The sequence below is a fragment of the Enterobacter sp. N18-03635 genome (assembly GCF_004006055.1).
Taxonomy (GTDB): Bacteria; Pseudomonadota; Gammaproteobacteria; order Enterobacterales; family Enterobacteriaceae; genus Enterobacter; species Enterobacter vonholyi.
Genome location: NZ_CP034769.1, coordinates 2,010,002 through 2,033,703, shown reverse-complemented (window position 1 = coordinate 2,033,703; position 23,702 = coordinate 2,010,002). Strand labels below are relative to the sequence as shown.

At 55.7% G+C, this 23,702-nt stretch carries 24 protein-coding genes; 16 read left to right on the top strand and 8 right to left on the bottom strand.

From position 1 onward, the window contains the following. Nucleotides 1-266: 266 nt before the first annotated feature. Nucleotides 267-692, bottom strand: coding sequence for a VOC family protein (locus ELK40_RS10475; RefSeq protein ID WP_127730629.1), 426 nt, complete (start codon nt 690-692; stop codon nt 267-269). Between the two features lie 257 nt (nt 693-949). Between ELK40_RS10475 and ELK40_RS10470 the strand changes: the two genes are divergently transcribed. Beyond that, nucleotides 950-1,498, top strand: a complete 549-nt coding sequence (locus ELK40_RS10470; RefSeq protein WP_223582071.1) for a hypothetical protein — start codon at nt 950-952, stop codon at nt 1,496-1,498. Between the two features lie 107 nt (nt 1,499-1,605). Here ELK40_RS10470 and ELK40_RS10465 read toward each other — a convergent pair whose 3' ends face one another. Next, nucleotides 1,606-2,442: a MipA/OmpV family protein gene (locus ELK40_RS10465; protein ID WP_127730627.1), complete on the bottom strand. Its 837-nt coding sequence runs from the start codon at nt 2,440-2,442 to the stop codon at nt 1,606-1,608. A 203-nt stretch (nt 2,443-2,645) separates the two neighbouring features. Here ELK40_RS10465 and ELK40_RS10460 point away from each other — a divergent pair, with 203 nt between their 5' ends. The 3 genes from ELK40_RS10460 to ELK40_RS10450 all read left to right on the top strand — a co-directional run bounded on the left by ELK40_RS10460 (nt 2,646) and on the right by ELK40_RS10450 (nt 5,328). Next, nucleotides 2,646-3,323, top strand: coding sequence for a response regulator transcription factor (locus ELK40_RS10460; protein WP_111965744.1), 678 nt, complete (start codon nt 2,646-2,648; stop codon nt 3,321-3,323). Beyond that, the gene (locus ELK40_RS10455; RefSeq protein WP_127730625.1) at nt 3,323-4,711 is read left to right on the top strand and encodes a HAMP domain-containing sensor histidine kinase; all 1,389 of its coding nucleotides are present in this window, start codon (nt 3,323-3,325) and stop codon (nt 4,709-4,711) included. Before ELK40_RS10460 ends, ELK40_RS10455 begins: the two co-directional genes overlap by 1 nt. A gap of 137 nt (nt 4,712-4,848) precedes the next feature. Continuing rightward, a complete protein-coding gene (locus ELK40_RS10450; protein WP_029739386.1) occupies nt 4,849-5,328 on the top strand; it encodes an Rrf2 family transcriptional regulator in 480 nt (159 codons plus the stop codon). A gap of 67 nt (nt 5,329-5,395) precedes the next feature. On the opposite strand, the gene oqxB is transcribed toward ELK40_RS10450, so the two are convergent. Continuing rightward, nucleotides 5,396-8,551: a multidrug efflux RND transporter permease subunit OqxB gene (gene oqxB, locus ELK40_RS10445; protein WP_111965742.1), complete on the bottom strand. Its 3,156-nt coding sequence runs from the start codon at nt 8,549-8,551 to the stop codon at nt 5,396-5,398. A gap of 24 nt (nt 8,552-8,575) precedes the next feature. Continuing rightward, the gene (locus ELK40_RS10440; RefSeq protein WP_115874927.1) at nt 8,576-9,751 is read right to left on the bottom strand and encodes an efflux RND transporter periplasmic adaptor subunit; all 1,176 of its coding nucleotides are present in this window, start codon (nt 9,749-9,751) and stop codon (nt 8,576-8,578) included. Between the two features lie 336 nt (nt 9,752-10,087). On the opposite strand from ELK40_RS10440, the gene ELK40_RS10435 reads away from it, so the two are divergent. From ELK40_RS10435 to asd, 3 genes are all read left to right on the top strand, one after another. Further along, nucleotides 10,088-10,441 (top strand): helix-turn-helix domain-containing protein, encoded by a 354-nt coding sequence (locus tag ELK40_RS10435; RefSeq protein ID WP_115874926.1) that lies wholly within the window; start codon nt 10,088-10,090, stop codon nt 10,439-10,441. Nucleotides 10,442-10,511: 70 nt separating this feature from the next. Further along, on the top strand, nt 10,512-10,829 hold the full coding sequence (locus ELK40_RS10430; RefSeq protein WP_059365166.1) for a YebG family protein: 318 nt from the start codon (nt 10,512-10,514) through the stop codon (nt 10,827-10,829). A gap of 305 nt (nt 10,830-11,134) precedes the next feature. Next, nucleotides 11,135-12,253 carry an aspartate-semialdehyde dehydrogenase gene (gene asd / locus ELK40_RS10425; RefSeq protein ID WP_127730623.1) on the top strand — a complete coding sequence of 373 codons (1,119 nt, stop codon included), beginning with the start codon at nt 11,135-11,137 and terminating at the stop codon, nt 12,251-12,253. Nucleotides 12,254-12,307: 54 nt separating this feature from the next. On the opposite strand, the gene ELK40_RS10420 is transcribed toward asd, so the two are convergent. After that, complete coding sequence (locus ELK40_RS10420) at nt 12,308-12,868, bottom strand: TetR/AcrR family transcriptional regulator (RefSeq protein WP_127730621.1); 561 nt, start codon at nt 12,866-12,868, stop codon at nt 12,308-12,310. A gap of 9 nt (nt 12,869-12,877) precedes the next feature. On the opposite strand from ELK40_RS10420, the gene ELK40_RS10415 reads away from it, so the two are divergent. From ELK40_RS10415 to ELK40_RS10405, 3 genes are all read left to right on the top strand, one after another. Further along, entirely contained in the window at nt 12,878-13,432 is a 555-nt protein-coding gene (locus tag ELK40_RS10415) for a VOC family protein (RefSeq protein ID WP_244599405.1), read from the top strand. A gap of 143 nt (nt 13,433-13,575) precedes the next feature. Then, nucleotides 13,576-14,199 carry a glutathione S-transferase family protein gene (locus ELK40_RS10410; protein ID WP_127730619.1) on the top strand — a complete coding sequence of 208 codons (624 nt, stop codon included), beginning with the start codon at nt 13,576-13,578 and terminating at the stop codon, nt 14,197-14,199. A 159-nt stretch (nt 14,200-14,358) separates the two neighbouring features. Further along, nucleotides 14,359-15,096 carry a YoaK family protein gene (locus ELK40_RS10405; RefSeq protein ID WP_127730617.1) on the top strand — a complete coding sequence of 246 codons (738 nt, stop codon included), beginning with the start codon at nt 14,359-14,361 and terminating at the stop codon, nt 15,094-15,096. Here the strand turns inward: ELK40_RS10405 and ELK40_RS10400 are convergent. After that, complete coding sequence (locus ELK40_RS10400) at nt 15,046-15,495, bottom strand: MerR family transcriptional regulator (protein WP_045910390.1); 450 nt, start codon at nt 15,493-15,495, stop codon at nt 15,046-15,048. The two genes, ELK40_RS10405 and ELK40_RS10400, sit on opposite strands and share 51 nt — an antisense overlap. 91 nt (nt 15,496-15,586) lie before the next feature. Here ELK40_RS10400 and ELK40_RS10395 point away from each other — a divergent pair, with 91 nt between their 5' ends. From ELK40_RS10395 to clcB, 6 genes are all read left to right on the top strand, one after another. Continuing rightward, the gene (locus ELK40_RS10395) at nt 15,587-16,534 is read left to right on the top strand and encodes an NAD-dependent epimerase/dehydratase family protein (protein ID WP_127730615.1); all 948 of its coding nucleotides are present in this window, start codon (nt 15,587-15,589) and stop codon (nt 16,532-16,534) included. 275 nt (nt 16,535-16,809) lie between these two features. Continuing rightward, on the top strand, nt 16,810-17,520 hold the full coding sequence (gene osmY, locus ELK40_RS10390; RefSeq protein WP_127730613.1) for an osmoprotectant ABC transporter permease OsmY: 711 nt from the start codon (nt 16,810-16,812) through the stop codon (nt 17,518-17,520). A gap of 18 nt (nt 17,521-17,538) precedes the next feature. Further along, nucleotides 17,539-18,438 carry an osmoprotectant ABC transporter substrate-binding protein OsmX gene (gene osmX / locus ELK40_RS10385; RefSeq protein ID WP_127730611.1) on the top strand — a complete coding sequence of 300 codons (900 nt, stop codon included), beginning with the start codon at nt 17,539-17,541 and terminating at the stop codon, nt 18,436-18,438. An 8-nt stretch (nt 18,439-18,446) separates the two neighbouring features. Next, nucleotides 18,447-19,094, top strand: coding sequence for an osmoprotectant ABC transporter permease OsmW (osmW, locus tag ELK40_RS10380; protein WP_006808875.1), 648 nt, complete (start codon nt 18,447-18,449; stop codon nt 19,092-19,094). Continuing rightward, on the top strand, nt 19,094-20,242 hold the full coding sequence (gene osmV, locus ELK40_RS10375) for an osmoprotectant ABC transporter ATP-binding protein OsmV (RefSeq protein WP_127730609.1): 1,149 nt from the start codon (nt 19,094-19,096) through the stop codon (nt 20,240-20,242). The genes osmW and osmV overlap by 1 nt, the downstream gene beginning before the upstream one ends. A gap of 102 nt (nt 20,243-20,344) precedes the next feature. Beyond that, the gene (gene clcB / locus ELK40_RS10370; RefSeq protein ID WP_127730607.1) at nt 20,345-21,655 is read left to right on the top strand and encodes a voltage-gated ClC-type chloride channel ClcB; all 1,311 of its coding nucleotides are present in this window, start codon (nt 20,345-20,347) and stop codon (nt 21,653-21,655) included. On the opposite strand, the gene bioD is transcribed toward clcB, so the two are convergent. Next, the gene (bioD, locus tag ELK40_RS10365; protein WP_127730605.1) at nt 21,590-22,285 is read right to left on the bottom strand and encodes a dethiobiotin synthase; all 696 of its coding nucleotides are present in this window, start codon (nt 22,283-22,285) and stop codon (nt 21,590-21,592) included. The genes clcB and bioD overlap by 66 nt on opposite strands. A gap of 130 nt (nt 22,286-22,415) precedes the next feature. Beyond that, a complete protein-coding gene (gene mlc / locus ELK40_RS10360; RefSeq protein ID WP_127730603.1) occupies nt 22,416-23,636 on the bottom strand; it encodes a sugar metabolism global transcriptional regulator Mlc in 1,221 nt (406 codons plus the stop codon). Nucleotides 23,637-23,702 lie beyond the last annotated feature (66 nt).

Below are 23,702 nucleotides of genomic sequence, written 5' to 3'. Positions count from 1 at the left end.
TCTCACCTTCTCTCATATCGTCTGGAATAGCGATGTCATAGAGTCGAGAAAACTATAGTCATGAGCCTATGAATCTATGATACATACGTCAGACAGATCGGCGAGTATAAAAGGCCAGCGTCCACTCCTCGCTCAAAACTGCTTCAGCAACTATGGAACAACAGCGTTATTTTCACAATTTGCGGTAGACACCTTTATTGATATAGCTTTATTGCACGGCTGATTTCGTCACCGCTAAACATCCCAAAATTTCATCCATGGAGTAACTATTGTTCCTTTGAATTTTCATCTGCTTCCGGCGAATAGTGCTGAAAAACACATGCCAGCTTATTCCCGTCAGGATCGCGCAGATAGGCAACATAAAAATCGGGGCCGTACGCGGTTCGTGTCCCTGGTGCGCCTTCATTTTTCCCTCCCGCAAGAAGTCCTGCTGCATGGAAACGTCTGACAAGGTCCGCGTTATCTGCTCGGAATGCGAACATTGTCCCGTTTCCCGCCGTTGCGGGATGCCCGTCAAAAGGAGGGCAAATACAGAAGCTGAATCCCTCATCCGGATTATTTTCATCTCCCCACATTGCCCAGCTCTCTGTCCAGGCAGGCAAACGTGAATAGCCAAGCACGTTAAAAACAGTGTCATAAAACGCCACGGAGCGCTGAAGGTCATTTGTACCTATGGTGATATATGTCAGCATCTTATCACATCCTCTTTGCCGTTTATCTGAGCAGACATTATACCTGGGGCTATGAATTAAGGGGCCATAAAAAAGCGGATTTTGAGCATTGTAAGCGTGTGGGCGAAATGGTTTGCTGAACATGTTCTGTAAGGCGATCTCATCCCCCGCCCCATTACGTGAGTATCTCAAGTTTCCGTATGTATGCTAAAATTTTTGCAACTGCAGATCGAAAATCACCCTTTAAAATTTCAGTACGTTAGCCAAAGCGAGCGAATATGGATAATATTCCACATAAGCAGATAGTCCTGAAAAGATACCCCGCATGGCTTTGGTGCGGAAGTTTTTATCTGGCGACATTGAATTGCTCTGCAGATGAAATAAATCTGTATTCAATTAACACTGGCTCATACGTTTATCATCTGACAAATAATCACGGACAATACACGGAGAACTTTGAAAACAAGTTTATATCCGTGGAGCGGAAATTCTCGGATACGTCGAAATATAGTGTTGTGCTAGGCACAATGAAAAACAGCTTTAATGATAGATGTCTGGCCGCCGGTGTAAGAAGAGACTGGGCTGGATGGAATAACGGTTGGGTTTTTAAGGGAATCTATGGATATGTAGGCGAATTTTTCTTTGATACTTTCGATGATTGTGGCGACCATGGTTCATACCATGATTTTAAAAAAGTAACAGGGATAGGTTTTTCTCCCTACATATATCATGGATTTCAGTATAATTTTACGTCTTATTTTGGTATGGATGTGGGTATTATCATCCCCTCCGTTTTTGTCATCACGGCCCAATGGAGCTTTAGATAAATCCGTCAACCATGTGTGCAGTGCTGTAACTGTCTGTAAGGGAAACCGCCCCACCGTCTCAACCGGAGGGGCTTAAATTACCGCTGGTGCACGCTCAAAACCACAAGCTAAAAACTATACGTCACCTTCAAACTCCCCGTGGGTGACGTTTTGCGTTGCACGATCGGGCTGTCCGCTGCATCCCCCGTCAGCTGCGTCACACCCGCTGAGGCAAGTACGCTCCAGCGCGAGGTGAGCTTGTGGGTCCAGTCAAGGTTCATCGACCAGGCATAAATCCCGGCCCCGGCGTCATGTCGGGCAAAACCCGATGCGGCCGATTGGGCGGCGTTTACCCCGTAGTACGTCTGCATATACTTGTCCGATCCCCAACTGCCGGTCAGCGCCAGCGCCACCTCATTTTTTGGTGATGTGTAGAACGGGCTGGAAATGCCAAAATGTACCGCTTCACCGTTGTCTCTTTCAGAAACCGGTACCTCAGCCTGCAGCTGCAGGTGAAGCCAGTCGGTCACCTTGTACTCAAGCCCGGGCACTACGATAGCCGAGCCTTTAATCTCCCCCATTCCTCGCAGCTCGTCGCTGCCGGAGCCGATCGAATCGCTGCTCACGTCTTTATCCTTACGGCCAATTCGATAGCTCAGCGCGGCGCTGTAGTCCAGGTTGCCGATGTTGTTACCGTAACCGATCCCTCGCGTGGTACCGATGAAGAATCCATTTTCCATGGAATAATCCACTACCTGAGCCGCTGAGACGCGGGTTTTATCTGAACCCGAATAGCGTGGTCCTACGTCCACGCCGCCCCCCAGGGTTAAGACGTTACCCTGCCGCTGTTCTTCCGCCAGTACAGGTGTAGCCAGTAACGCCAGAACGACGCCCGGGACGATGGTTTTCAGGCAGCGGCCCGAAAGTAAATGAGGGAACGTATGACGCAGTTTGATGTTTCTCATTAAGGAAGTCCTTATGGATTCAAATGATGACGATGCATGCGGTTAACCGCCAGAACGCCCATTTTGAATACTCACCCTAAGGTTCTTGTGAGCCGAAAATGAAGAAACGCTGAAGCGCAAGCAGGTGCTGTATACCAGGCTGATTTCCTGATACCGTTTTTTTCTTAAGATGTTCTTCATTCACGGTTGATACCGTTACCAATGTGAAAATTCTACTAATCGAAGACGACCTGGATCTCGGCAATGGCGTACGTATCGCTCTCTCAGATCAAGGGTTTGACGTCATATGGGTTCGCCGTAAAGAGGATGCGCTGCATCAGCTTGACGTCTGCGTGCCGGAACTTATTTTGCTCGACCTCGGGCTGCCCGACGGAGATGGCATGAGCCTGATGACGCGTTTGCGTCAGCAGCTCAAGGGGATCCCGGTCATCATCCTGACGGCGCGAGGAACATTGCAGGATCGCCTGCGGGGGTTGGATGCCGGCGCGGACGACTATCTCGTCAAACCTTTTATTCTCGCCGAGCTGCTGGCGCGAGTGAGGGCTCTTGCACGGCGCAGCTACGGTTTTGAGAATGAGGCGATAGAAATTCGCGGGCTCTCTCTTCATATACCGACGCGTCGCGTGACGGTGAGCGCGCGCCATATCGATTTAACGGCCAGTGAATACGCGCTGCTGGAGACGTTGATGCTGCGCGCGGACCGCGTGCTGACCCGGCGGTTTCTGGAAGAAAGGATATTCGGCAACAAAGAGAACCTCAGCAACGCGCTCGACGTGCATATGGGTAATTTACGGCGAAAAATCGGCGACGGCTATGTGCGAACGGTCCGGGGCGTCGGGTACGTTATTGATACCGTCTCAATACAGAAGGTGACCGGTTGATGCAAAACGTCTGGTATCACCTGAGGCGACCGACGCTGGTACGGCGAATTATCATCGCCCAGATGCTGCTGCTTACCCTGCTGTGGTGTCTTTTTTTAACCTTCATTCTGTGGGAGGACCTGCGTAGCCCTCCTATCATCACGGGCAGCAAAACGTACGAAACCGTTTTTACCCTGGCTGAGCGTATGGACGGACGCCCGCAGGACCGTACCGCCGTGCTGGAGGCCTTCAGCAAGGCGCTGCGTGAAGGTTACGGCGGAGGGGAAGATCCCCTGCTGTCGATTAACCTCATCGTTCGCAAAAATAATACCGTTATTTTTTCATCCGACGGAGCACCCGCAGGGGTAACAAATACCCGACAAGGTGAAATGGAGCACGTTCAAAGTGAGGGTCGCATCTGGACCAGCCGAACCCTGAAATCGCCCCACTCCGACGTGGAGGTAACCCTTTTCACCCCTGCCAGCGGCTGGAACTTCTTTATCTACCTGAACTCGCGCGGATACTACATTCTGCCGCTGCTGGTTTGTTTCCCTTTTCTGCTGTTTCCCGCATGGTTCTCCATCCGCATTGCGATGCGTCCGTGGAATAAGGTGGTCAATGAAATTACGTTACGCACGCCGGACGATCTCTCTCCTTTAAAAGCCGTACCGAAGCACAGAGAGCTTCGCCAGATGGTGGACGCGATCAATGACTTCCTTGCCCGGGTGCGTGAAAGCGCGGAAAGAGAGCGGGTTTTCATCGCGGATGCCGCGCACGAGCTGCGTACGCCCCTCGCGGCGATGCGCATCAACGTGGAGGCGCTGCAGTCCTGGGTCATCAGCGAAAGCCAGCAGGAGCTGCTTGCCGGCGTGATCCGCAGCAACAGCCGCGCCGCGCGTCTCGTCAATCAGCTTCTGCTGATGATGCACAGTGAAGCGAGTATTGATACGGTCATGGAGCCCGTGCCGCTGACGACGCTCGTCCAGGAGCGCATGGCCGAGCTGGAGCCCTTAGCGTCTGCGCGCAGGATCGAGCTGGAATTCTTTGCCGAGGATGAAGTCTGGATCCCTGGCGCCAGGGAACGCCTGGTGTCGCTGATTGATAATCTTATTGAGAATGCGGTGAAGTACAGCCCCGAGGGCGGGCGGATTCAGGTCGACGTGCGGGCGGGCGATCGCGTCGTCCAGCTGCGCGTCTCCGATGCGGGCCCTGGTATTCCGGTCGAGCTGCAGGAGCGCGTGTTCGACCGCTTTTTCCGCGATCCCAATCAGGTGCAGAGCGGCAGCGGGCTGGGGCTTGCCATCGTTAAAGCGGTGGCGCAGCAACACAACAGCAGCGTAAACCTGACAACCTCTGCAGAAGGTGGCCTCCTGGTGACGGTAGACTTCCCGAACCGCACGTTTAGCTAAAGCAGAACAGGGGGTTTGATCGCAAATGCCGCAGATTGCTTCAAAAAAATTACCGTGTTTGTTATATTGTTGTTTATTGCTTATTCACCTCTGCGGTGCCAAAAAGAACAAGATTCACCGCAACCCAGGACAGAGAAATGTTAGATTACCGCTTCCCGACAGCTTTGCAGATGGTTCTCAGCGTAGCGATGGCGGAGCAATTGGGTGAACGTTCGACGAGTGCGATTCTGGCCTACGGCCTGGAAGCGAACCCGAGCTTCATCCGCAAATTGATGGTTCCGCTGACGCGAGACGGCATTATCGTCTCAACGCTTGGCCGTAACGGCTCCATTCATCTTGGTCGCCCGCCGGAAGAGATCACCCTGCGCGACATCTATCTTTCGGTCATCGAAGATAAAAAGCTGTGGGCCTCCCGCCCTGACGTGCCGGCCCGCTGCGTGGTCAGCGCCAACGCCTGCTGGTACTTCAAATCAATTTCTGAAGAAGCCGAAGAGGCTTCGTTAGCAGTACTGGCCCGCCATACCGTGGCAAGCGCCCTGGAAGCGGTGAAAAACGCCGACAGCAGCGGATGGGATCCACTCCCCGACCTTATTGCCCAGTATCAAAAAACGTCATAACGTTTTACCTGATGCGAAAAAAAACCGCCTTCACTATGAAGGCGGTTTTTTATTATCGGCAACGTCCTTACGCGGGCAAAACGTCCCTTTCCTCTTTTTTCCCGCGCGTCACGAACTTACGCAGCGTCACGTAGAACACCGGCGTCAGGAACAGACCAAACAGCGTCACCCCAAGCATGCCGGAGAATACCGTGATCCCCGTGACGCCGCGCACTTCTGCGCCAGCGCCGTGACCGAGGATCAGCGGAATGGTCCCGGCGATAAAGGCGATGGAGGTCATCACAATCGGGCGTAAACGCAGGCGGCAAGCCTCCAGCGCGGCCTCCATGATGCCTTTGCCCTGAATTTCAAGCTCGCGGGCAAACTCCACGATAAGAATGGCGTTTTTACAGGCCAGCCCCATCAGTACCACCAACCCCACCTGCACGAAGACGTTGTTATCGCCCCCGGTGAGCCAGACGCCAAACAGTGCGGAGAGCATGGTCATCGGCACGATGAGGATCACCGCCAGCGGCAGCGTCCAGCTTTCATACAGCGCCGCCAGCACCAGGAACGCCAGCAGCACCGCCACCGGGAAGACGATCAGCGCCGTATTGCCCTGAGTGGCCTGCTGGAAGCTCAGATCAGTCCATTCAATGTTCATCCCGTTTGGCAGGATCTGCTTAGACATCGCGTCCAGCTGCGTCATCGCCTGCGCAGATGAAAGCACGCGCGGGTCGGCATCGCCAATCAGGTCCGCCGCCGGGTAACCGTTGTAGCGGATCACCGGATCCGGCCCGTAGGTGGTCGTGATTTTCACCATACTGCCAATCGGCACCATTTCGCCCTGGCTGTTGCGGGTGCGCAGATTCGCAATATCTTCCACGCTGTCGCGGAACTGCCCGTCGGCCTGCGCCATCACGCGCCAGGTTCGTCCGAACTGGTTGAAGTCATTGACGTACGACGAGCCCAGATAGGTTTGCAGCGTCCCGAAAAGATCGGTCAGCGACACGCCCTGCGCTTTCGCCTTATCGCGGTCAACCTGGACGTCCAGCTGCGGAACGTTAGCCTGATAGGTTGAGATCGGGAAATGCATTCCCGGGGTCTGCATAATCGCACCGGACATGGTGTTCACCGCGTTTTGCAGCGCGCCATAGCCCAGACCGCCGCGATCCTGAATATACAGAGAATAGCCCGACCCCTGACCCAGCCCTAAAATCGGCGGTGGCAGAATGGAGAAGCCAAAGCCTTCCTGGATTTGCGCGATTTTCGCATTAATTTCCGCATTAATTTCCGCAGCGGAATGTTTACGCTGATCGAACGGCTTCAGGCCAAAGAACACCGTACCGGTATTCGGCGTATTGGTGAACTGCAGCGCGTTCAGCCCCGGAAACGCGACCGCATAGTCCACGCCTTCGGTATTCATCCCGATTTCGCTCATTTTGCGGATCACCGCGTCGGTACGCGCCAGCGAAGAGCCTTCCGGCATCTTCACACCGCCAATCAGGTAAAGCTTGTCCTGCGTCGGAATAAACCCGCCGGGCACCGCTTTAAACATGACGCCTGCGGCACAAAGCAGCAGCAGATAAACCACGAATACCGCGCCGCGCCGTCCCAGCGTTTTACCCACCAGCCCCTGATAGCCGTTTGAGCTGCGGAGGAAAAAGCGGTTAAACGGACGGAAAATCCAGCCGAACAGACGATCGATAAGCCGGGTCGGGAAATCCTTCGGCGCGCCGTGCGGCTTTAAAAGCAGTGCCGCCAGCGCCGGAGAGAGCGTCAGCGAGTTAATAGCGGAGATCACCGTCGAAATCGCGATCGTCACCGCAAACTGCTTGTAGAACTGACCGGTAACGCCCGACAGAAACGCCATCGGCACAAATACCGCGCACAGCACCAGCGCAATCGCAATAATCGGCCCGGACACTTCACGCATCGCCTGGTGCGCTGCCGCAAGCGGCGCAAGCCCCTCTTCTATGTTTCGCTCTACGTTTTCCACCACCACGATGGCGTCGTCCACCACGATACCGATGGCGAGCACCAGCCCGAACAGGCTGAGGGTATTCAGCGAGAAGCCGAGCAGGTAAAGAATGCTGAAGGTACCCACCACCGACACCGGCACCGCGATCAGCGGAATGATCGACGCGCGCCAGGTTTGCAGGAACAGAATGACCACCAGCACGACCAGCACCACGGCTTCCAGCAGCGTTTGCACCACCGCACGGATCGAATCGCGCACAAAGACCGTCGGATCGTAAGGTGCCGCCCACTTCATGTCCGCCGGGAAGCGCGTCGACAGTTCGTCCATTTTCGCGCGCACCGCGTTAGACAGATCGATAGCGTTCGCCCCCGGCGACTGGAAGATACCAATCCCGACCGCGTCTTTATTGTTCAGCTGGGAACGCAGGGCATAGCTCCCGGAGCCCATTTCAATCCGCGCCACGTCGCGCAGGCGGACGACCGTACCGTCCTGCGTCGTTTTCAGGACAATATTGCCAAACTCTTCTTCGGTGTGCAGACGCCCCTGGGCGTTAATGGAGATCAGGAAATCGCTCTCTTTCGGCAGCGGCTCGGCGCCAAGCTGACCGGCGGAAACCTGTACGTTTTGTTCCTGCATCGCCGTGACCACGTCCGAAGCGGTCAGCCCGCGTGCCGCCACTTTATTTGGATCCAGCCACACGCGCATCGCGTATTCGCCTGAGCCGAAAATCTGGATCTGGCCGACGCCGGGCAGACGCGCCAGCTCGTCCTTCACCTTCAGCGTGGCGTAGTTGCGCATATACAGCGAATCGTACTTACCGTTTGGCGAAAACAGATGCACCACCAGCGTCAGCGTGGGCGACTGCTTCTGGGTGGTAATGCCCAGACGCCGCACGTCTTCCGGCAGACGCGCCTCGGCCTGCGCGACGCGGTTTTGTACCTGAACCTGCGCCTGATCGGGGTCAGTCCCTGGACGGAAGGTAACGGTGGTCACCAGCACGCCGTCCGAGCCCGCAACGGACTTCATGTACATCATGTTCTCAACGCCGTTGATCGCCTCTTCCAGCGGCGTCGCCACGGTCTCGGCAATCACTTTCGGGTTAGCGCCCGGGTACTCCGCGCGCACCTGCACGCTTGGCGGCACGACGTCAGGATATTCGCTCACCGGCAACAGCGGGATGGCGATTAACCCTGTGATAAAAATCAGAATCGACAGGACGGCAGCAAAGATCGGCCTGTCGATGAAAAAGCGGGAAAAGTCCATGGGTTGGATTCTCAGGTCAAGGGATCAGTTGAGGGCGCTGGTGGCGGTCATGGCAACGGTTTTGGCGTTAACCGGCATACCCGGCATAAACACTTTCTGTAAACCCTCGACGATGACTTTGTCGCCAGGATTCAGCCCCTGCCGCACGATGCGTAAACCGTCTGCCAGACGACCCGGCGTAATGTCGCGACGCTGCGCTTTCCCCTCTTTATCGACGATATAAACGTATTTACGATCCTGATCGGTCAGCACCGCCTTGTCGTCAATCAGCGTGGCTTTGAATTCCGCGCTGCCCGGCAGGCGTACGCGGGCAAACAGTCCCGGCGTGAACTGACGCTGTGAGTTATCCAGCAGCGCGCGCATGCGGATTGTCCCGGTGCTCGGCGTGAGCTGGTTATCCAGGAAATCCACTTTGCCCTGATGGGGATAACCCTCCTCGCCCGTCAGGCCAATCTCAACCGGCAGCGCCGTGTGATTACTGGACGCCCCCTGCCCGCTGCGGGCCAGATTTTGGTAATGAAGGTAGGTTGACTCGTCCACGTCAAAGTAGACGTACACCGTCTTCTGCGAGACCAGAGTGGTGAGGACGCTGGCAGTGTCGCCCGCAGTCACCAGGTTGCCGCTGGTGATCAGCGCCCGGCTGGCGCGACCGTCGATAGGCGCGGTCACTTTGGTGAAGTCCAGGTTGAGCTGGGCTGCGTCAACCGCCGCCTGCGCGGCGCGAATGTCAGCCTGCGCCTGAACGGCAGCCGAACGTCGCTGCTCCCACTCTTCCCGTGAGACCAGATGGGTATTGATCAGCTTATCGGTACGGTTAGCCTCACTTTGCGCCAGGCTGGCCTGCGTTTTGGCTCTCGCCAGGTTCGCCTGCGCCTGTTCCAGCGCGGCGCGATAGGTACGGTCATCAATAGTGAACAGCACCTCGCCCTTTTTCACTTCCTGGCCGTCGGTGTAATTCACCTTATCAATGTAGCCGGAGACGCGCGGGCGCAGCTGAACGCTCTCCACCGCTTCAATCCGGCCGTTAAAGCTATCCCACTGGCTAATCGATTTCACCACCACGTCAGCGGCACTCACGGCAGGCGCAGGTGGCGCGGCATTTTGCGCGACGCTGTTATCGCATCCGACGAGCAGCACGGAGAGCAATATTGCCCCCAGCGCGCTCAGAGGAGAGTTACCCCAGGTTTTTTGCAGGCTCATTATTTTTATTCCAGTAATTGTCGCCACCGGGCAAGACGCAGCAGGAGGCACCGCGCCACTTCCTTTGTCCGGGGGCTGTCTTAGGCCATTTGTGTCGTTCATCGCCACAAAACTGTAACAGTTGCGAATACACTATTCGCGGCGATTGTAGGAAGGCGCTTAACTAAGTGCAAGAATAATTGTTGCACTTTATGTGCTATTTGAGCGGATGTGAAAAGACCCGTTTCGGTCAGGGATTTAAATGCAACAATAAAACTTGCAATTACTGAAAAAACGCGCCACCTTTAAATGCAACAGACAAAGATACTTTTTCATCCGCTGCGTGGGGGTAACCAGATGAACACTGGCGCATTTATGCATGATTTACTCGACTGGATCGACAACAACCTGGACAGTCGCCTGGACATTGAGACCGTCGCCAGGCGTTCCGGCTACTCGAAATGGCACCTCCAGCGCCTGTTCAAAGAGCATACGGGCTATCCCCTCGCCGGGTATATTCGTGCGCAAAAGCTGCAAAAATCGGTTGAGCGGTTATCCCACAGCGACGAACCGATTCTGAACGTGGCGATCGCGCTGGGCTTTGACTCCCAACAGTCCTTCAACCGCAGCTTTAAGCGTCAGTATGGTCAGGCGCCTGGGGCATGGCGGCGCAGTATAGGTGGCCCCGAAACGCAGCAGCTTCGCCAGTAATGCATATTTTGCTGCAACATCGAACCGGTGCTGCTATACTGTATATAAACACAGTATAGCGAGGTGCACGATGGCTGTTGAAACAAAATTTGTTGTCGTAAGAAAAGGTGAAGAGAAAATGACATTTGCCAGTAAGAAAGAGGCTGACGCTCACGACAAGCTGCTTGATATGGCCGACGCGTTCACCGACTGGCTGTTGCAAAGCGGAATGCAGATGGATGAAACGCAGGCTGAAAATCTTGGCCTGTATCTCGCCGAGCAGAAAGAGACCGTGCAGCATATTCTGCGTACCAGCAAGCTTCCCGATCTCACTGCTCCAGCGGTAGCGGATAAAACAGAATCCGATGCGGCTGACACGAAAAAAATCAGGGCTGTGAAAGCGGCCTGATTGTCTGAACAATCATCACCAATTTTGAACTATTCACCAGGCCCGGCAGCCAATTCCGGGCTCCCCCTTTGCCAGAGATTCGCTTCTTAATAATTGCTCTTTCATTCTTAATTGACAGTCATTGCACGTCATGCCTGCGATCGTTTTTTAACTGATGGCTTCATCAGGTATAAATATTGCTGATGTCTTATGAAACATTTTAATAATTAAGGAATTAGCTGCAGTTCGTAGTGATCTTCATGTTTGGATGAGATATAACCTGCTGCGGAAATTAACATTCTTGTAACGTTGATAAGGCTAAACAAATGAAGCAGGTTGGTATTGTTGGTTGGCGAGGAATGGTTGGTTCTGTTTTATTACAGAGAATGGTCGAAGAGAACGACTTCGACGATATCTCAGCGCATTTTTACAGTACTTCAAGCGCCGGGGCCGCCGGTCCAGTCATTGGCGGCGTCAGCTACACACTCAAAGATGCTAATTCCATCAGTGACCTGGCCGAAATGGATATCATCATTACCTGTCAGGGCGGTGATTACACAAAAGCAATCTATCCTGCTTTGATTAATTGTGGCTGGCAAGGCTACTGGATTGACGCGGCCTCAGCGCTACGGATGGATGAGAAAGCCTGCATTATTCTCGACCCCGTCAATCGCCCCACGATTGATCGTGCCGTTAAAGAGGGAATTAAACTTTTTGTCGGTGGCAACTGTTCCATCACGCTGAGTCTTATGGGGCTGGCAGGGTTGATTAAGGCTGACCTGATCGAATGGATGAGCGTTATGACCTATCAGTCTGCATCAGGTGCGGGGGCGCAATATGTCAGGGAATTAATTGTTCAAAGTGCCTGGATCAGTGAGCATTTGTCCTCTGATGAACTGGCATCATCAGGTTCAGTGCTGCCTTTAGTCAATAAAGTCAGTGCGTTAATTAACAGCGCTGACATGCCGATACAGAATTTCGGCGCGCCTTTAATGGGCAGCATTATACCGTGGATTGACAGCGATTTAGGGGATGGTAATAGCCGTGAAGAGTGGAAAGGTGAAGCCGAAACAAACAAAATTCTTGGTTTGTCTCCTGGTGCGATCCCGGTAAATGGATTGTGTATTCGTGTTGGCGTGATACGCTGCCACAGCGCCGCAATCACCCTGAAGCTCAGGCGTGACGTCAGCGAAGAAGAATTTGCAGCGTTAGTGACGCATTCTCATCCCTGGGTTAACTATGTGCCCAATAACAAGGTTGAAAGCGTCAGTAAATTGACCCCGGCTTATATCAGCGGTTCGCTTCAGGTTGGTATTGGCCGTTACAAGAAAATGTCACTCAACAACGATCCAATATATTCGGTTCTGACGGTTGGCGATCAGCTATTGTGGGGAGCGGCGGAGCCCTTGCGCCGCATGTTGAATATTCTGCTGGGCAAAATCTAAGACATATTTTCTGAATAAAAGCATCTATTGAACAGGTGCTTTTATTGTATTGTCTCAGCAGGTTCGTGCCAACGCCGCCAAAATCATTTCACGCGCGTGACGCAATACCGATTTTATTTCGCCTGCCGGGATATCAGCGAGCCCCAGTCCGCGTAGCAGGAATATGCCTTCTACAGCGAGAAACGCGTGCCTGACATCGGCCATCTCCTCTCCAGCCTCGCGTAACGGTTCGAGGAGTGTGCGATACAGGTTGCGAACGGGCGCCAGCATACCTGGCGCATGCACGAGAGCCGTAATAAGAAACGCCGCCATCTGTGTTACAGCATCCTCTTCCTCCAGCGCTTCCTCGATGTGCGCAAGAATTAATTCTCGTGGCCCTGCGGCGGTAGCTGTAAGACGCTGACCGACTGCCTGCTGGAAACGCGTCACTTCGCGCTCAAGCACGGCGTATATCAGGCCATCCTTTGATGAAAAGGTATACACAAGGCCGCCTTTACTGATGCCAGCACGTTCCGCGACGGCATCCAGCGTAAATACGCGCCCTCCAGACTCAAGGATGATGCTTTCAGCAGCATCTAAAACCTGCTCCCGATCGATTTCTTTTTTGCGCGTCACGATTTCCCCTTGCTTAATTCGACTGATCAGTCGGATAATGTTTTCGACTGGCCAGTCACATTAGCACTGCAAGCCTTGCCCGACAAGATTGCAATGCGTTCATTCCCTGATAAACCTATGAAAGGCAAGAAAATGAATGAATTATTACCCTCTGCAGCACTCGCACATTTTGTGATGAAAGTGAACGATGTTGATGCCAGCTATGCATTTTACCAGGGGCTAGGCCTGCGTGCGCTCGACAAATTTCCGGGCATGGCGATTATTGAGTTACGCGGCGGCACCCATTTATTGTTGACCGGAAAGGATGTGCCTGAAACGCAGAGTCTGCATATCAGCCGCGTTGGTCAGCGGCCAGATTTTGCTGCAGAAAAAATTGATCTCATGATCGCGGGCCATTCCAGATCGGAACTTGAAACGTATCGAACTGGCCTCATCGCAAAGGGATATTCAGCTCAGGAAATTGCGCAGGAAACGCTATTTGGACATCATTATTTTTCCCTGCAGGATCCGGATGGAAACGGTATAAGTTTCTATACCAGCCACTGTAGCCAACAGCCTGTTTAAATCAGTTTTAGACTGCGAAGTGCTCTCCGAAAGTGCTTCGCACTACTACCTTCAGCTGCCCCCACCAAATTTTGCCCCAGCCTCTGACGCACAACGGGTGTATTGTTTCAAAACAATTCATTCCTCTAAAGGACACCTGCGCAATGATCACCATCCTCGGCAAAACCACCTCCATCAACGTTCGTAAAGTGCTCTGGACCTGCGAAGAAGCGGGCATAACCTATCAGCAGGAAGATTACGGTAGCGGTTTCGCCTCGACGGAAACGGATACCTTCCGCGCCCTGAACCCCAACGCCATGGTGCCGGTGCTGATTGATGGCGATTTCGTGCTATGGGAGTCCAATTCCATCTGCCGTTATCTGGCGCGCAAGGCCGAACGTCACGATCTACTGCCCACAGAACCGCAGGCCTGCGCCAACGTTGAGCGCTGGATGGACTGGCAGGCCACTGAATTTAACAACGCCTGGCGCTATGTCTTCCCGGCCCTGGGGGGTAAAAACCCGGACTTTAACGACCCTGAGCGCATTGCAGCGGGAATCAAAGAGTGGAACCACTGCATCACCATTCTGGAAAACCAGCTGCAGCGCACCGGGGCTTTTGCGGCGGGCGAGACGTTTACCCTTGCGGACATGGTGCTTGGGCTGTCGGTGAATCGCTGGAAAATGACGCCGTTTGATAAGCCAGACGTGCCCGCCATTGAGGCGTGGTTCGAGCGCCTTAACCAGCGTCCGGCATTTTTGCGTCACGGCAATAACGGCATGGTGTAAAACTTAATGCCTGAATGAATACCGCAACGAGGCTGTTTTATTTAATTACGAAACCCTGAAAGTCGTCAGAGGGAATAATAATTAAGCTCTATCCTGGACAGCCCGTTGAATCGCTTTGCTAGCCTGAATAGGCAGGCAAAGCTCAACCCGGAGGTATTCTTGCTGATAAGGCTCAAGAAAGAACGAACGCATAAGGAGGATCGCCGGCTTGCTCTCTGGCTGGCGACCTCAGCAGGTTTGCTGAACGCCATCGCCCTCGGGGCATTTGGTTTTTTTCCCTCACACATGACCGGCAACACCTCACAGTTATCCAGCGAAGTTTCTTCTACCGATCTGAGCGATATTATTTTCTTCGGCTCGATAATTCTCTCTTTTGTGGCTGGCGCCATTATTGCGCGCACGATCGTCATATGGGGTATTATCCATAACGTCAGGCTGGTTTTTTGCCAGATCCTTTTTGTCGAGGGGATATTACTGACCGGCGTTTCCTTCTACGAAATGTATTTCCATGCGCTCACCAGCAATCGCGAGATTATTCTTTTTCTCTGCTTTCTGATGGGCATTCATAATTCCACCTCCACGCAGCTTTCCGGCGGACGGGTAAGATCGACGCACATTACCGGCACGCTAACGGACGCGGGGATTTCCCTGGCCTCCGTCATGGTGGCGATGCTGCGCCGGGATTACTCCAAAGATACGGCGGCGCAAAAAAGTCAGCTAAAAACCCACTTAACCACCCTATTTTCATTCATTACGGGCGGTATTGCGGGGCTGCTGCTGTTCAGATGGATTGGCTTCAACGCCATGCTGGCGCTGGGGTTGATGCTCGCGGTTGTCGCCACCGTCTCAATTATCACCGTCTCGTCGCGGGTTCGACGGGTTCGCGCTGGCGTCTGAGGGTTGCAACTGCCCCAGCAGGCGCTGCATGTTGTCATCACAGGTGATGCCCTCCGGCCTGTGGGTGATACTCGTGACCAGGTCCAGCAGCTCTCTTCGGTTTTCCTCCAGCTGCTTCTGCATCGCCTCTATTTCAGCAATGCGTGTCTTCAGGGACTGGATCAGTCCCTCATGATCCCAGCGCTGTTGCGGCTGCGGCAAGAAGCGCCGTATTTGCTCAAGGGTGAACCCGGTCCGTTGTGCATTGTCGATAATGTTCAGCAGCGCAACCGCATCAGCGGAATAGGTACGGTACCCGTTCCCCTGCCTGACGGGTCGCGGCAGTAAGCCTTCCGCCTCATAAAACCGAATGCGCGACGGGGTAATTCCCGTCATTTTCGACAGCTCGCCAATTTTCATTTCGTCCGCTCTGGCATATTGACCTTAAAGTTAACTTTAAGCTTAAACTTTTTATGCGGTCAACCGGATCGTCATCTCATCAGGAGCTAAAATGCACACTATTCTGGGCGCCAGCGGGCAAATTGCCCGTGAACTTGCCCGCGAGCTTAAACGCGAATATACCGACGAGATCAGGCTGGTCAGCCGCCATCCGCAGAAAGTCAACGCCAGCGATAGCACGGTTGCAGCCGATCTCCTGGATGCGCAGCAGACGCAGGTAGCGATTAACGGTAGCGATACGGTCTATTTTACCGCCGGTCTGCCGCCTGATTCCGCGCTGTGGGAGCTTCATTTTCCGACCATGCTGGACAATGCCCTGGAGGCCACGCGTAAGGCGGGGGCAAAATTCGTCTATTTCGACAACACCTATATGTACCCCCAGAGTAACGTGCCGCAAACCGAAGAGACGCACTTTGCGCCCCGGGGGCGGAAAGGCCACGTGCGCGCCCTGATGGCAAACCGGGTGCTTGACGAAATGCAACGGGGCGACATTCCCGTCCTCATCGGTCGGGCGCCGGAGTTTTACGGGCCTGAGAAAACGCAGAGCTTCACCAATACGCTCATTATCGACAGGCTTAAGCAGCATAAGCGTCCGCGCGTTCCGGTGCGTGACGACACGCTTCGCACCCTCATCTGGACGCCGGATGCCAGTCGCGCGCTCGCTCTGCTGGGCAATACCCCTGAGGCCTACGGGCAGACGTGGCATTTGCCCTGCTGCGATGAAAGGCTGACGTATCAACAGTTTGTTACCCTCGCCTGCGATATCTTCGGCCAGAAGGCGGACTACGCCGTGCTGGGCAAGCTGGCCTTCGCCGCGACGGCGCTGTTTTCGCAGGGCGCGCGCGAAATGCGGGAGCTGTTGCCCAGATACGACGTTGACAACCTGTTTGATTCGACGAAGTTTAAGCGGCATTTTCCCGACTTTCCCGTCACTTCATACCGGCAGGGTCTTGAAAACATCTGGCAGGAATGGAGATCAAAAGCGCACAAAACAGCGTAAATGCACTGCCGCACCGACAGAGGTGCGGCCATTACTCGTGACAACGTCACTTTCACTTCTCGTCTTTAGGACTATTCTGCCTGCCCCTCAATCAGCCCTTACGCCTTAAGGGTTAACCTGAGGTTGTCACTATTTTCATAGGGTTACTGATTTTACCCCTTCGCTGGAACCCTTCCCAAACGCTTGCTATAGGTGAAATACCCCTGCCGAAACATGGCATAACAACAGGCAACCGGTGGTTGCTATAACGCATGCGCACAGGGAGACACACCGCAATGCACCCTTTACTCAAACGTTCGCTGCTGTTTGTCGGCGCCATTATTGTGGTCCTCGCCCTCCTCGTCTGGGGGATCGGGCTGGAGACCCTCAGAGCGCGACAGGTTGACCTGATCTATCTCGGGCAACAGCATATGATTCTGGTTTTCTCATCGATGTTCTTTGCCCTGCTGGTGGGTATTCCGGCGGGTATTCTGCTGAGCCGCCCGGCCGCGCGGGGTATCGCCGAATATGTAATGCAAATCTTCAACGTCGGCAATACGCTGCCACCGCTGGCCGTGCTGGCCCTGGCGATGGTGGTGATCGGCATCGGCGATACGCCCGCCATCATCGCCCTGTTCCTCGCCTCGCTGTTGCCGATCGTGCGTAATACCTATGCCGGGCTGTGCTCGGTCCCGCCGTCGCTGCTGGAAGCGGCAAACGGCATCGGGATGACCAAATGGCAGCGTCTGCGCCAGGTTGAGCTGCCTGCCGCCTGGCCGGTGATGCTCTCGGGGATCCGCATCGCCACCGCCATTAACGTCGGTACCGCACCGCTGGCGTTCCTGATTGGTGCCAGCAGCTACGGCGAGCTGATTTTCCCCGGCATTTATCTGAACGATTTCCCGACCCTGATCCTCGGCGCGGCGGCCACCGCCCTCTTCGCCCTGATCCTCGATACCCTGCTGGCGGCGCTGGGTCGCGTGATGAGTCCCCATCTCCCCCGATAATAATAACAAGGAGCTTTTATGAGACTGATATACGGCCTGGCGGCGCTGTGTGCCGCGGCGCTGTTCACCGGCCAGACCATCGCGGCCCCGCTGATTCTGGCAACCAAGAGCTTTACCGAGCAGCACATTCTCTCGGCGATGACCGTGCAGTACCTGCAGAAGAAAGGATTCCAGGTGCAGCCGCAAACCAATATCGCCACGGTGATCTCCCGCAACGCGATGATCAACAAGCAGATTGATATGACCTGGGAGTACACCGGCACGTCATTAATCATCTTTAACCACATCAACAAGCGCATGTCGCCCCAGGAGTCTTACGAGACGGTGAAACGCCTGGACGCGAAGCACGGTCTGGTCTGGCTCAAGCCCGCCGACATGAACAACACCTATGCGTTCGCCATGCAGCGCAAGCGCGCCGAGGCGGAACATATCAACACCATGTCGGAGATGGTGGCGAAGATTGAGCAGATCCGTAAAACCAACCCGGACAAAAACTGGCTGCTGGGCTTAGACCTGGAATTCGCCGGGCGTAGCGACGGTATGAAGCCGCTTCAGGCCGCCTATAAAATGGACCTGGACCGCCCGCAGATCCGTCAGATGGACCCCGGACTGGTCTATAACGCGGTGCGCGACGGCTTCGTCGACGCCGGGCTGATTTACACCACCGACGGGCGCGTGAAAGGCTTCGACCTCAAGGTGCTGGAAGACGATAAAGGCTTCTTCCCGAGCTATGCGGTGACGCCGGTGGTACGTAAAGACACGCTGGAGGCCAACCCCGGCCTGGAAGAGGCGCTCAACACCCTCTCGGCCCAGCTCAACAACGACGTTATCACCGAGCTAAACAAAAAGGTGGATATCGACCATCAATCACCGCAGCAGGTCGCCCGCGATTTCCTGCGTAGCAAACAGCTGCTGTAGGAGGCACTATGGAGACGATTCACTACATTCTGGACAACTGGGATTACCTCTTAACCCTGACGCTGCAGCACCTGTGGCTGGTGGCGCTGGCCGTAGGTTTAGCCATCATCATCGGCGTACCGCTCGGCATTCTGATTGTTCGCCACAAGTGGCTGGCAACGCCGGTGCTGGGGATTGCCACCATCGTGCTGACCATTCCGTCCATTGCGCTGTTTGGCCTGATGATCCCGCTGTTTTCGCTGATCGGTCAGGGGATTGGCGCCCTGCCCGCCATCACGGCGGTATTTCTCTACTCGCTGCTGCCGATCGTGCGTAACACCCATACGGCGCTCGACAGCCTGCCGCCGGGACTGCGTGAAGCCGGACGCGGCATCGGCATGACCTTCTGGCAGCGCCTGCGCTGGGTCGAAATCCCGATGGCGCTGCCGGTGATTTTCGGCGGGATCCGCACCGCCGTGGTGATGAACATCGGCGTGATGGCGATTGCCGCGGTGATCGGCGCGGGCGGTCTGGGCCTGCTGCTGCTCAACGGCATCGGCGGAAGTGATATCCGCATGTTGATTGCGGGCGCGCTGATGATTTGTCTTTTAGCGATTGTGCTCGACTGGCTGCTGCACCGTCTGCAGGTGGTTCTGACTCCAAAGGGGATTCGATAATGATAAAACTGGAAAACCTCACCAAACAATTTTCACAGAAGCACGGCCAGACCTTTAAGGCCGTCGACAACGTCAACCTGAACGTGCCCGAAGGGGAAATGTGCGTCCTGCTCGGCCCGTCCGGCTGCGGGAAAACCACCACCCTGAAGATGATTAACCGCCTCATTACCCCTAGCAGCGGGACGATCCTCATCAACGGTGAAGACACCAGCGGGATGGACACCGTCACACTGCGCCGCAACATTGGCTACGTGATCCAGCAGATTGGCCTGTTCCCTAACATGACCATCGAAGAGAACATTACCGTCGTGCCGCGCATGCTGGGCTGGGATAAAGCGCGCTGTAAAACCCGCGCCGAAGAGCTGATGGATATGGTGGCGCTGGATCCGCATAAGTTCCTGAATCGCTATCCGCGCGAGATGTCCGGCGGCCAGCAGCAGCGCATCGGCGTGATCCGCGCCCTGGCGGCGGATCCGCCGGTGCTGCTGATGGATGAACCCTTCGGCGCGGTTGACCCGATTAACCGCGAGGTGATCCAGAACCAGTTCCTGGAGATGCAGCGCAAGCTGAAAAAAACCGTCATGCTGGTAAGCCACGATATCGACGAAGCCCTGAAGCTCGGCGACCGTATTGCGGTGTTCCGTCAGGGGAAAATCGTGCAGTGCGCCAGCCCGGACGAACTGCTGGCGAAACCGGCGAACGAGTTTGTCGGCTCGTTTGTCGGTCAGGACCGCACGCTGAAGCGCCTGCTGCTGGTCTCGGCGGGTGACGTCACCGACCAGCAGCCGACCATTACGGTGCGGGGCTCTACTCCGCTCCCTGAAGCCTTTGCGACCATGGATGATAACGATATTCGCGCGATTACCGTGGTTGACGAGCACGGCAAACCGCTGGGCTTTGTGAAGCGTCGCGAAGCGCGTAACGCCAGCGGAAGCTGCGCCGACATCCTGCATCCGTTCCGCATGACCGGCAAGGCGGAAGACAACCTGCGCGTGGTCCTGTCACGCCTGTATGAGAGCAACACCAGCTGGATGCCGATCGTGGATGAGGACGGTCGCTACAACGGCGAGATTTCTCAGGACTATATTGCCGAGTATCTCAGTTCAGGGCGTACGCGTCGGGCGCTGAATATTCATAGCGACAGCTAACCTTTCTGGCCGGGCATCGCCCGGCTTTTTCGCACGCATACCTTTTGCTAACCCCGCGATTTGCCGCCACAATATTGTATCGTCCCCGTTTACTCGCGACTCATGCAACGTCTTCATACTTACCCCGACATCCGCGCGATGTTTCGTCGACTGCTGATTGCAACCGTCACCGGCGTGCTGGCCGCGCTGGCCGTTGCGGTGTTCCGCCACAGCATGTATCTGCTGGAGTGGCTGCTTCTCAGCAACGACAGCGGCAGCCTGGTGAATGCCGCCGCGTCGCTCTCGCCCTGGCGGCGCGCGCTGACGCCCGCGCTGGGCGGGCTGGCTGCCGGGCTGCTGCTCTGGGGATGGCAGCGCCTGACCGCCCAGCGGCCTCATGCCCCCACCGATTACATGGAAGCGCTGGAGACGGGCGACGGCCAGTTTGACTACGGCGCCAGCCTGGTGAAATCTCTTGCCTCTCTGCTTGTCGTTGCCAGCGGCAGCGCCATCGGGCGTGAAGGGGCGATGATCCTGCTTGCTGCCCTCGCCGCCTCCTTTTTTGCCCGGCGCTTTACGCCCAAATCCGAATGGAAGTTATGGATCGCCTGCGGCGCCGCGGCCGGGATGGCCAGCGCCTACCATGCTCCGTTAGCCGGAAGCCTGTTTATTGCGGAGATTCTGTTTGGCACCCTGATGCTGGCCTCGCTCGGCCCCGTCATTATCGCGGCGGTGGTGGCGCTGCTCACCACGCAGCTCCTGGCGCCGGGTACCGGCACGCTCTACGCGGTCCATTTGAGCGGCACACTCACCGCGGCAGATTATGCTCTTCTCGTCGCGATGGGGCTGGTGGCGGGCCTTTGCGGACCGCTGCTGATGTGGCTGATGGACTTCAGCCACGGGCTTTTCCTGCGCCTCAAGCTTTCGCCGCCGTGGCAGCTGGCGCTGGGCGGTGCGATCGTTGGGCTGCTGTCTCTTCTGACGCCGAAGGTGTGGGGGAACGGCTACAGCGTGGTGCAGGCTTTTCTGCTCGCGCCGCCGCTGCTGTCGGTGATTGCCGGGGTGTTCATCTGTAAATTGCTGGCAGTGCTGGCGAGCAGCGGGTCGGGCGCGCCGGGCGGGGTGTTCACGCCGACGCTGTTTGTCGGCATGGCGACGGGCATGCTGTTTGCACAGCTTTTCGCGCTGTGGCTGCCGGGTTCTGAAACGGCTATTTTGCTGGGGCTGGCAGGGATGGCAACGCTACTCGCCGCGACCACGCATGCGCCCATTATGTCGGCACTGATGGTCTGTGAAATGACCGGACAGTATTTTTTACTGCCCGGCCTGCTGGTCGCCTGCGTGGTGGCGTCCGTATTGTCGCGGACGTTACGCCACGACTCTGTCTACGGTCAGCACGCCACCGAGGGCAGAGAGATCGATGTAGTGCGCTAGCTCGCGCTGCTCGGCACGTGGCAAATAAGGCAGCTCGCCCACTAATGGTCCAGGCAGTTTGGTGCTCAGCACGTCAATAATCTCGGCGTAGTGCGCCAGGCCCGGGTTGATGCGGTTTGCCACCCAGCCAATAAGCGGCAGGCCGTCATTGGCAATCGCCTGCGCCGTCAGCAGCGCGTGGTTGATGCACCCTTCCTGAATGCCCACCACCATCACTACCGGCAGCTGTTCCTGTACGACCCATTCAGACAGCGGGCGCAAATCATTCATCAGGCTGCGCCAGCCGCCCGTCCCTTCAACCACTACGTGGTCAACCTTCTCGCTCAGGTTCTCCAGTCCGTCGGACAACAGGGGATAATTAATCAGGCCGCTGTGCGCTACGCTGCTCTCCTCTTCGCTTAACGCAATGGGATTGACCGCGTGATAAGGCAGTTCCAGCGACGAGACGCTTTGCAGCACCAGGGCGTCTTTATTACGCAATCCTTCTGGCGTCTCTTTACTGCCTTTTGCGACCGGTTTGTACCCTGCCACGCGTTTACCGCTTGCTGCCAGCGCCTGCAGCAATGCGCGGGATACGACGGTCTTGCCGACAGAGGTATCTGTACCAGTAACAAAGAAACGCTTAAGCATGACTCACTCCACCTCTTGGGTATGCTTCGAAAATATAAACCAGGTAAATAATTCAGTGGAGGAAGTCTACGGGATGCGTACGCTACCCGGCTTGAGATAGCGCAATTTTTCTTACATCAGCGGAAAAGAGTTAACCCTGTAGCAGGCGGATCAACAGCGAGCCGTTATACATGGCATCTTTGACCAGCGCCGCGCCTGCCATCGTGCCCTGGTTGGAAAACTGGGTGCTTTCTACCGCAATATTTTTGCTGTAGGCAGGAAGCGACTGCTGATGGATACAGGCCGAGATCGCCGGGAAGAGGATTTCCGCCGCCTGGCTCAGCGGTGAGCCAATGAGGATTTTTTGCGGATTGAAGAGGTTCACCATAATGGCCAGAATGCGGCCAACGTTATTCCCCACCCCGGTAATAATGTCCTTCGCCAGCAGATCGCCCTGGCGCGCGGCGGTGCAGAGAGAATCCACCGTTAAGGGTTGTCCGTGCAGCGAGGAGCTCATGGACTGGCTGAGCCTGACCTGCGCCAGCTCAAGCACGCTTTCCACGCTGGCAATGGTCTCCAGACAGCCGTGGTTCCCGCAGTAGCAGCGCTTACCGTATGGGTCGACCTGGGTGTGGCCGATTTCCACCAGGCTACTGCTCCCGGCGTGAAGAAGTCGTCCATCGGTAATCACGCCCGCCCCGACGTTATGGTCGATAACCACCTGGATCACATCCCGCGCGCCGCGGGATGCGCCGAACAGCGCTTCCGCCATCGTCCAGGCGCTGATGTCATGCTGAATATAGACCGGCACGCCGGTATGGTTTTTCAGCACCTCTCCCAGCGGCATCTCTTTCACATCGTCGTAGAACGGCATACGGTGAACAATACCATTTTCGGTATCAATAATGCCCGGCATGGTGATGGCGATCGCCGTTAAGCGTTCAAGGCGCTGCTGATGGCGGATAAAGAAGCGATCGATGTGCGAGACAATCGCCTCAAGGAGCGACTCCTCGGCGTTGAGCGGCAGTTCAAGACGGTCTTCCACCACCAGCTTGCTGCTCAGGTCGCGCAGCGCAAGGAAGATCTCGCCGCGGCTGATGCGCAGCGACAGGTAGTGCCAGGCTTCCGTCTCCACCACCAGCCCAACGGCCGGACGGCCACGGCTGCCCGGCTCCTGAATTTCCGTCTCCTGAACCAGGTGCGCTTCCAGCATCTCGCGGACTATCTTGGTGATACTGGCAGGTGCCAGCTGTGCCAGGCGCGAAAGATCGATACGCGAAACCGGACCAAGCTGATCAATCAGGCGATACACCGCGCCAGCGTTGGTCTGCTTAATCTGATCAATATGCCCTGGCTGACTATCCGCGACCACCTCGTACTCCCTTATTTTCGAGCTTCGAAATAAACTGTTGGCTATGGTGAAGCACTTGTATGGCTG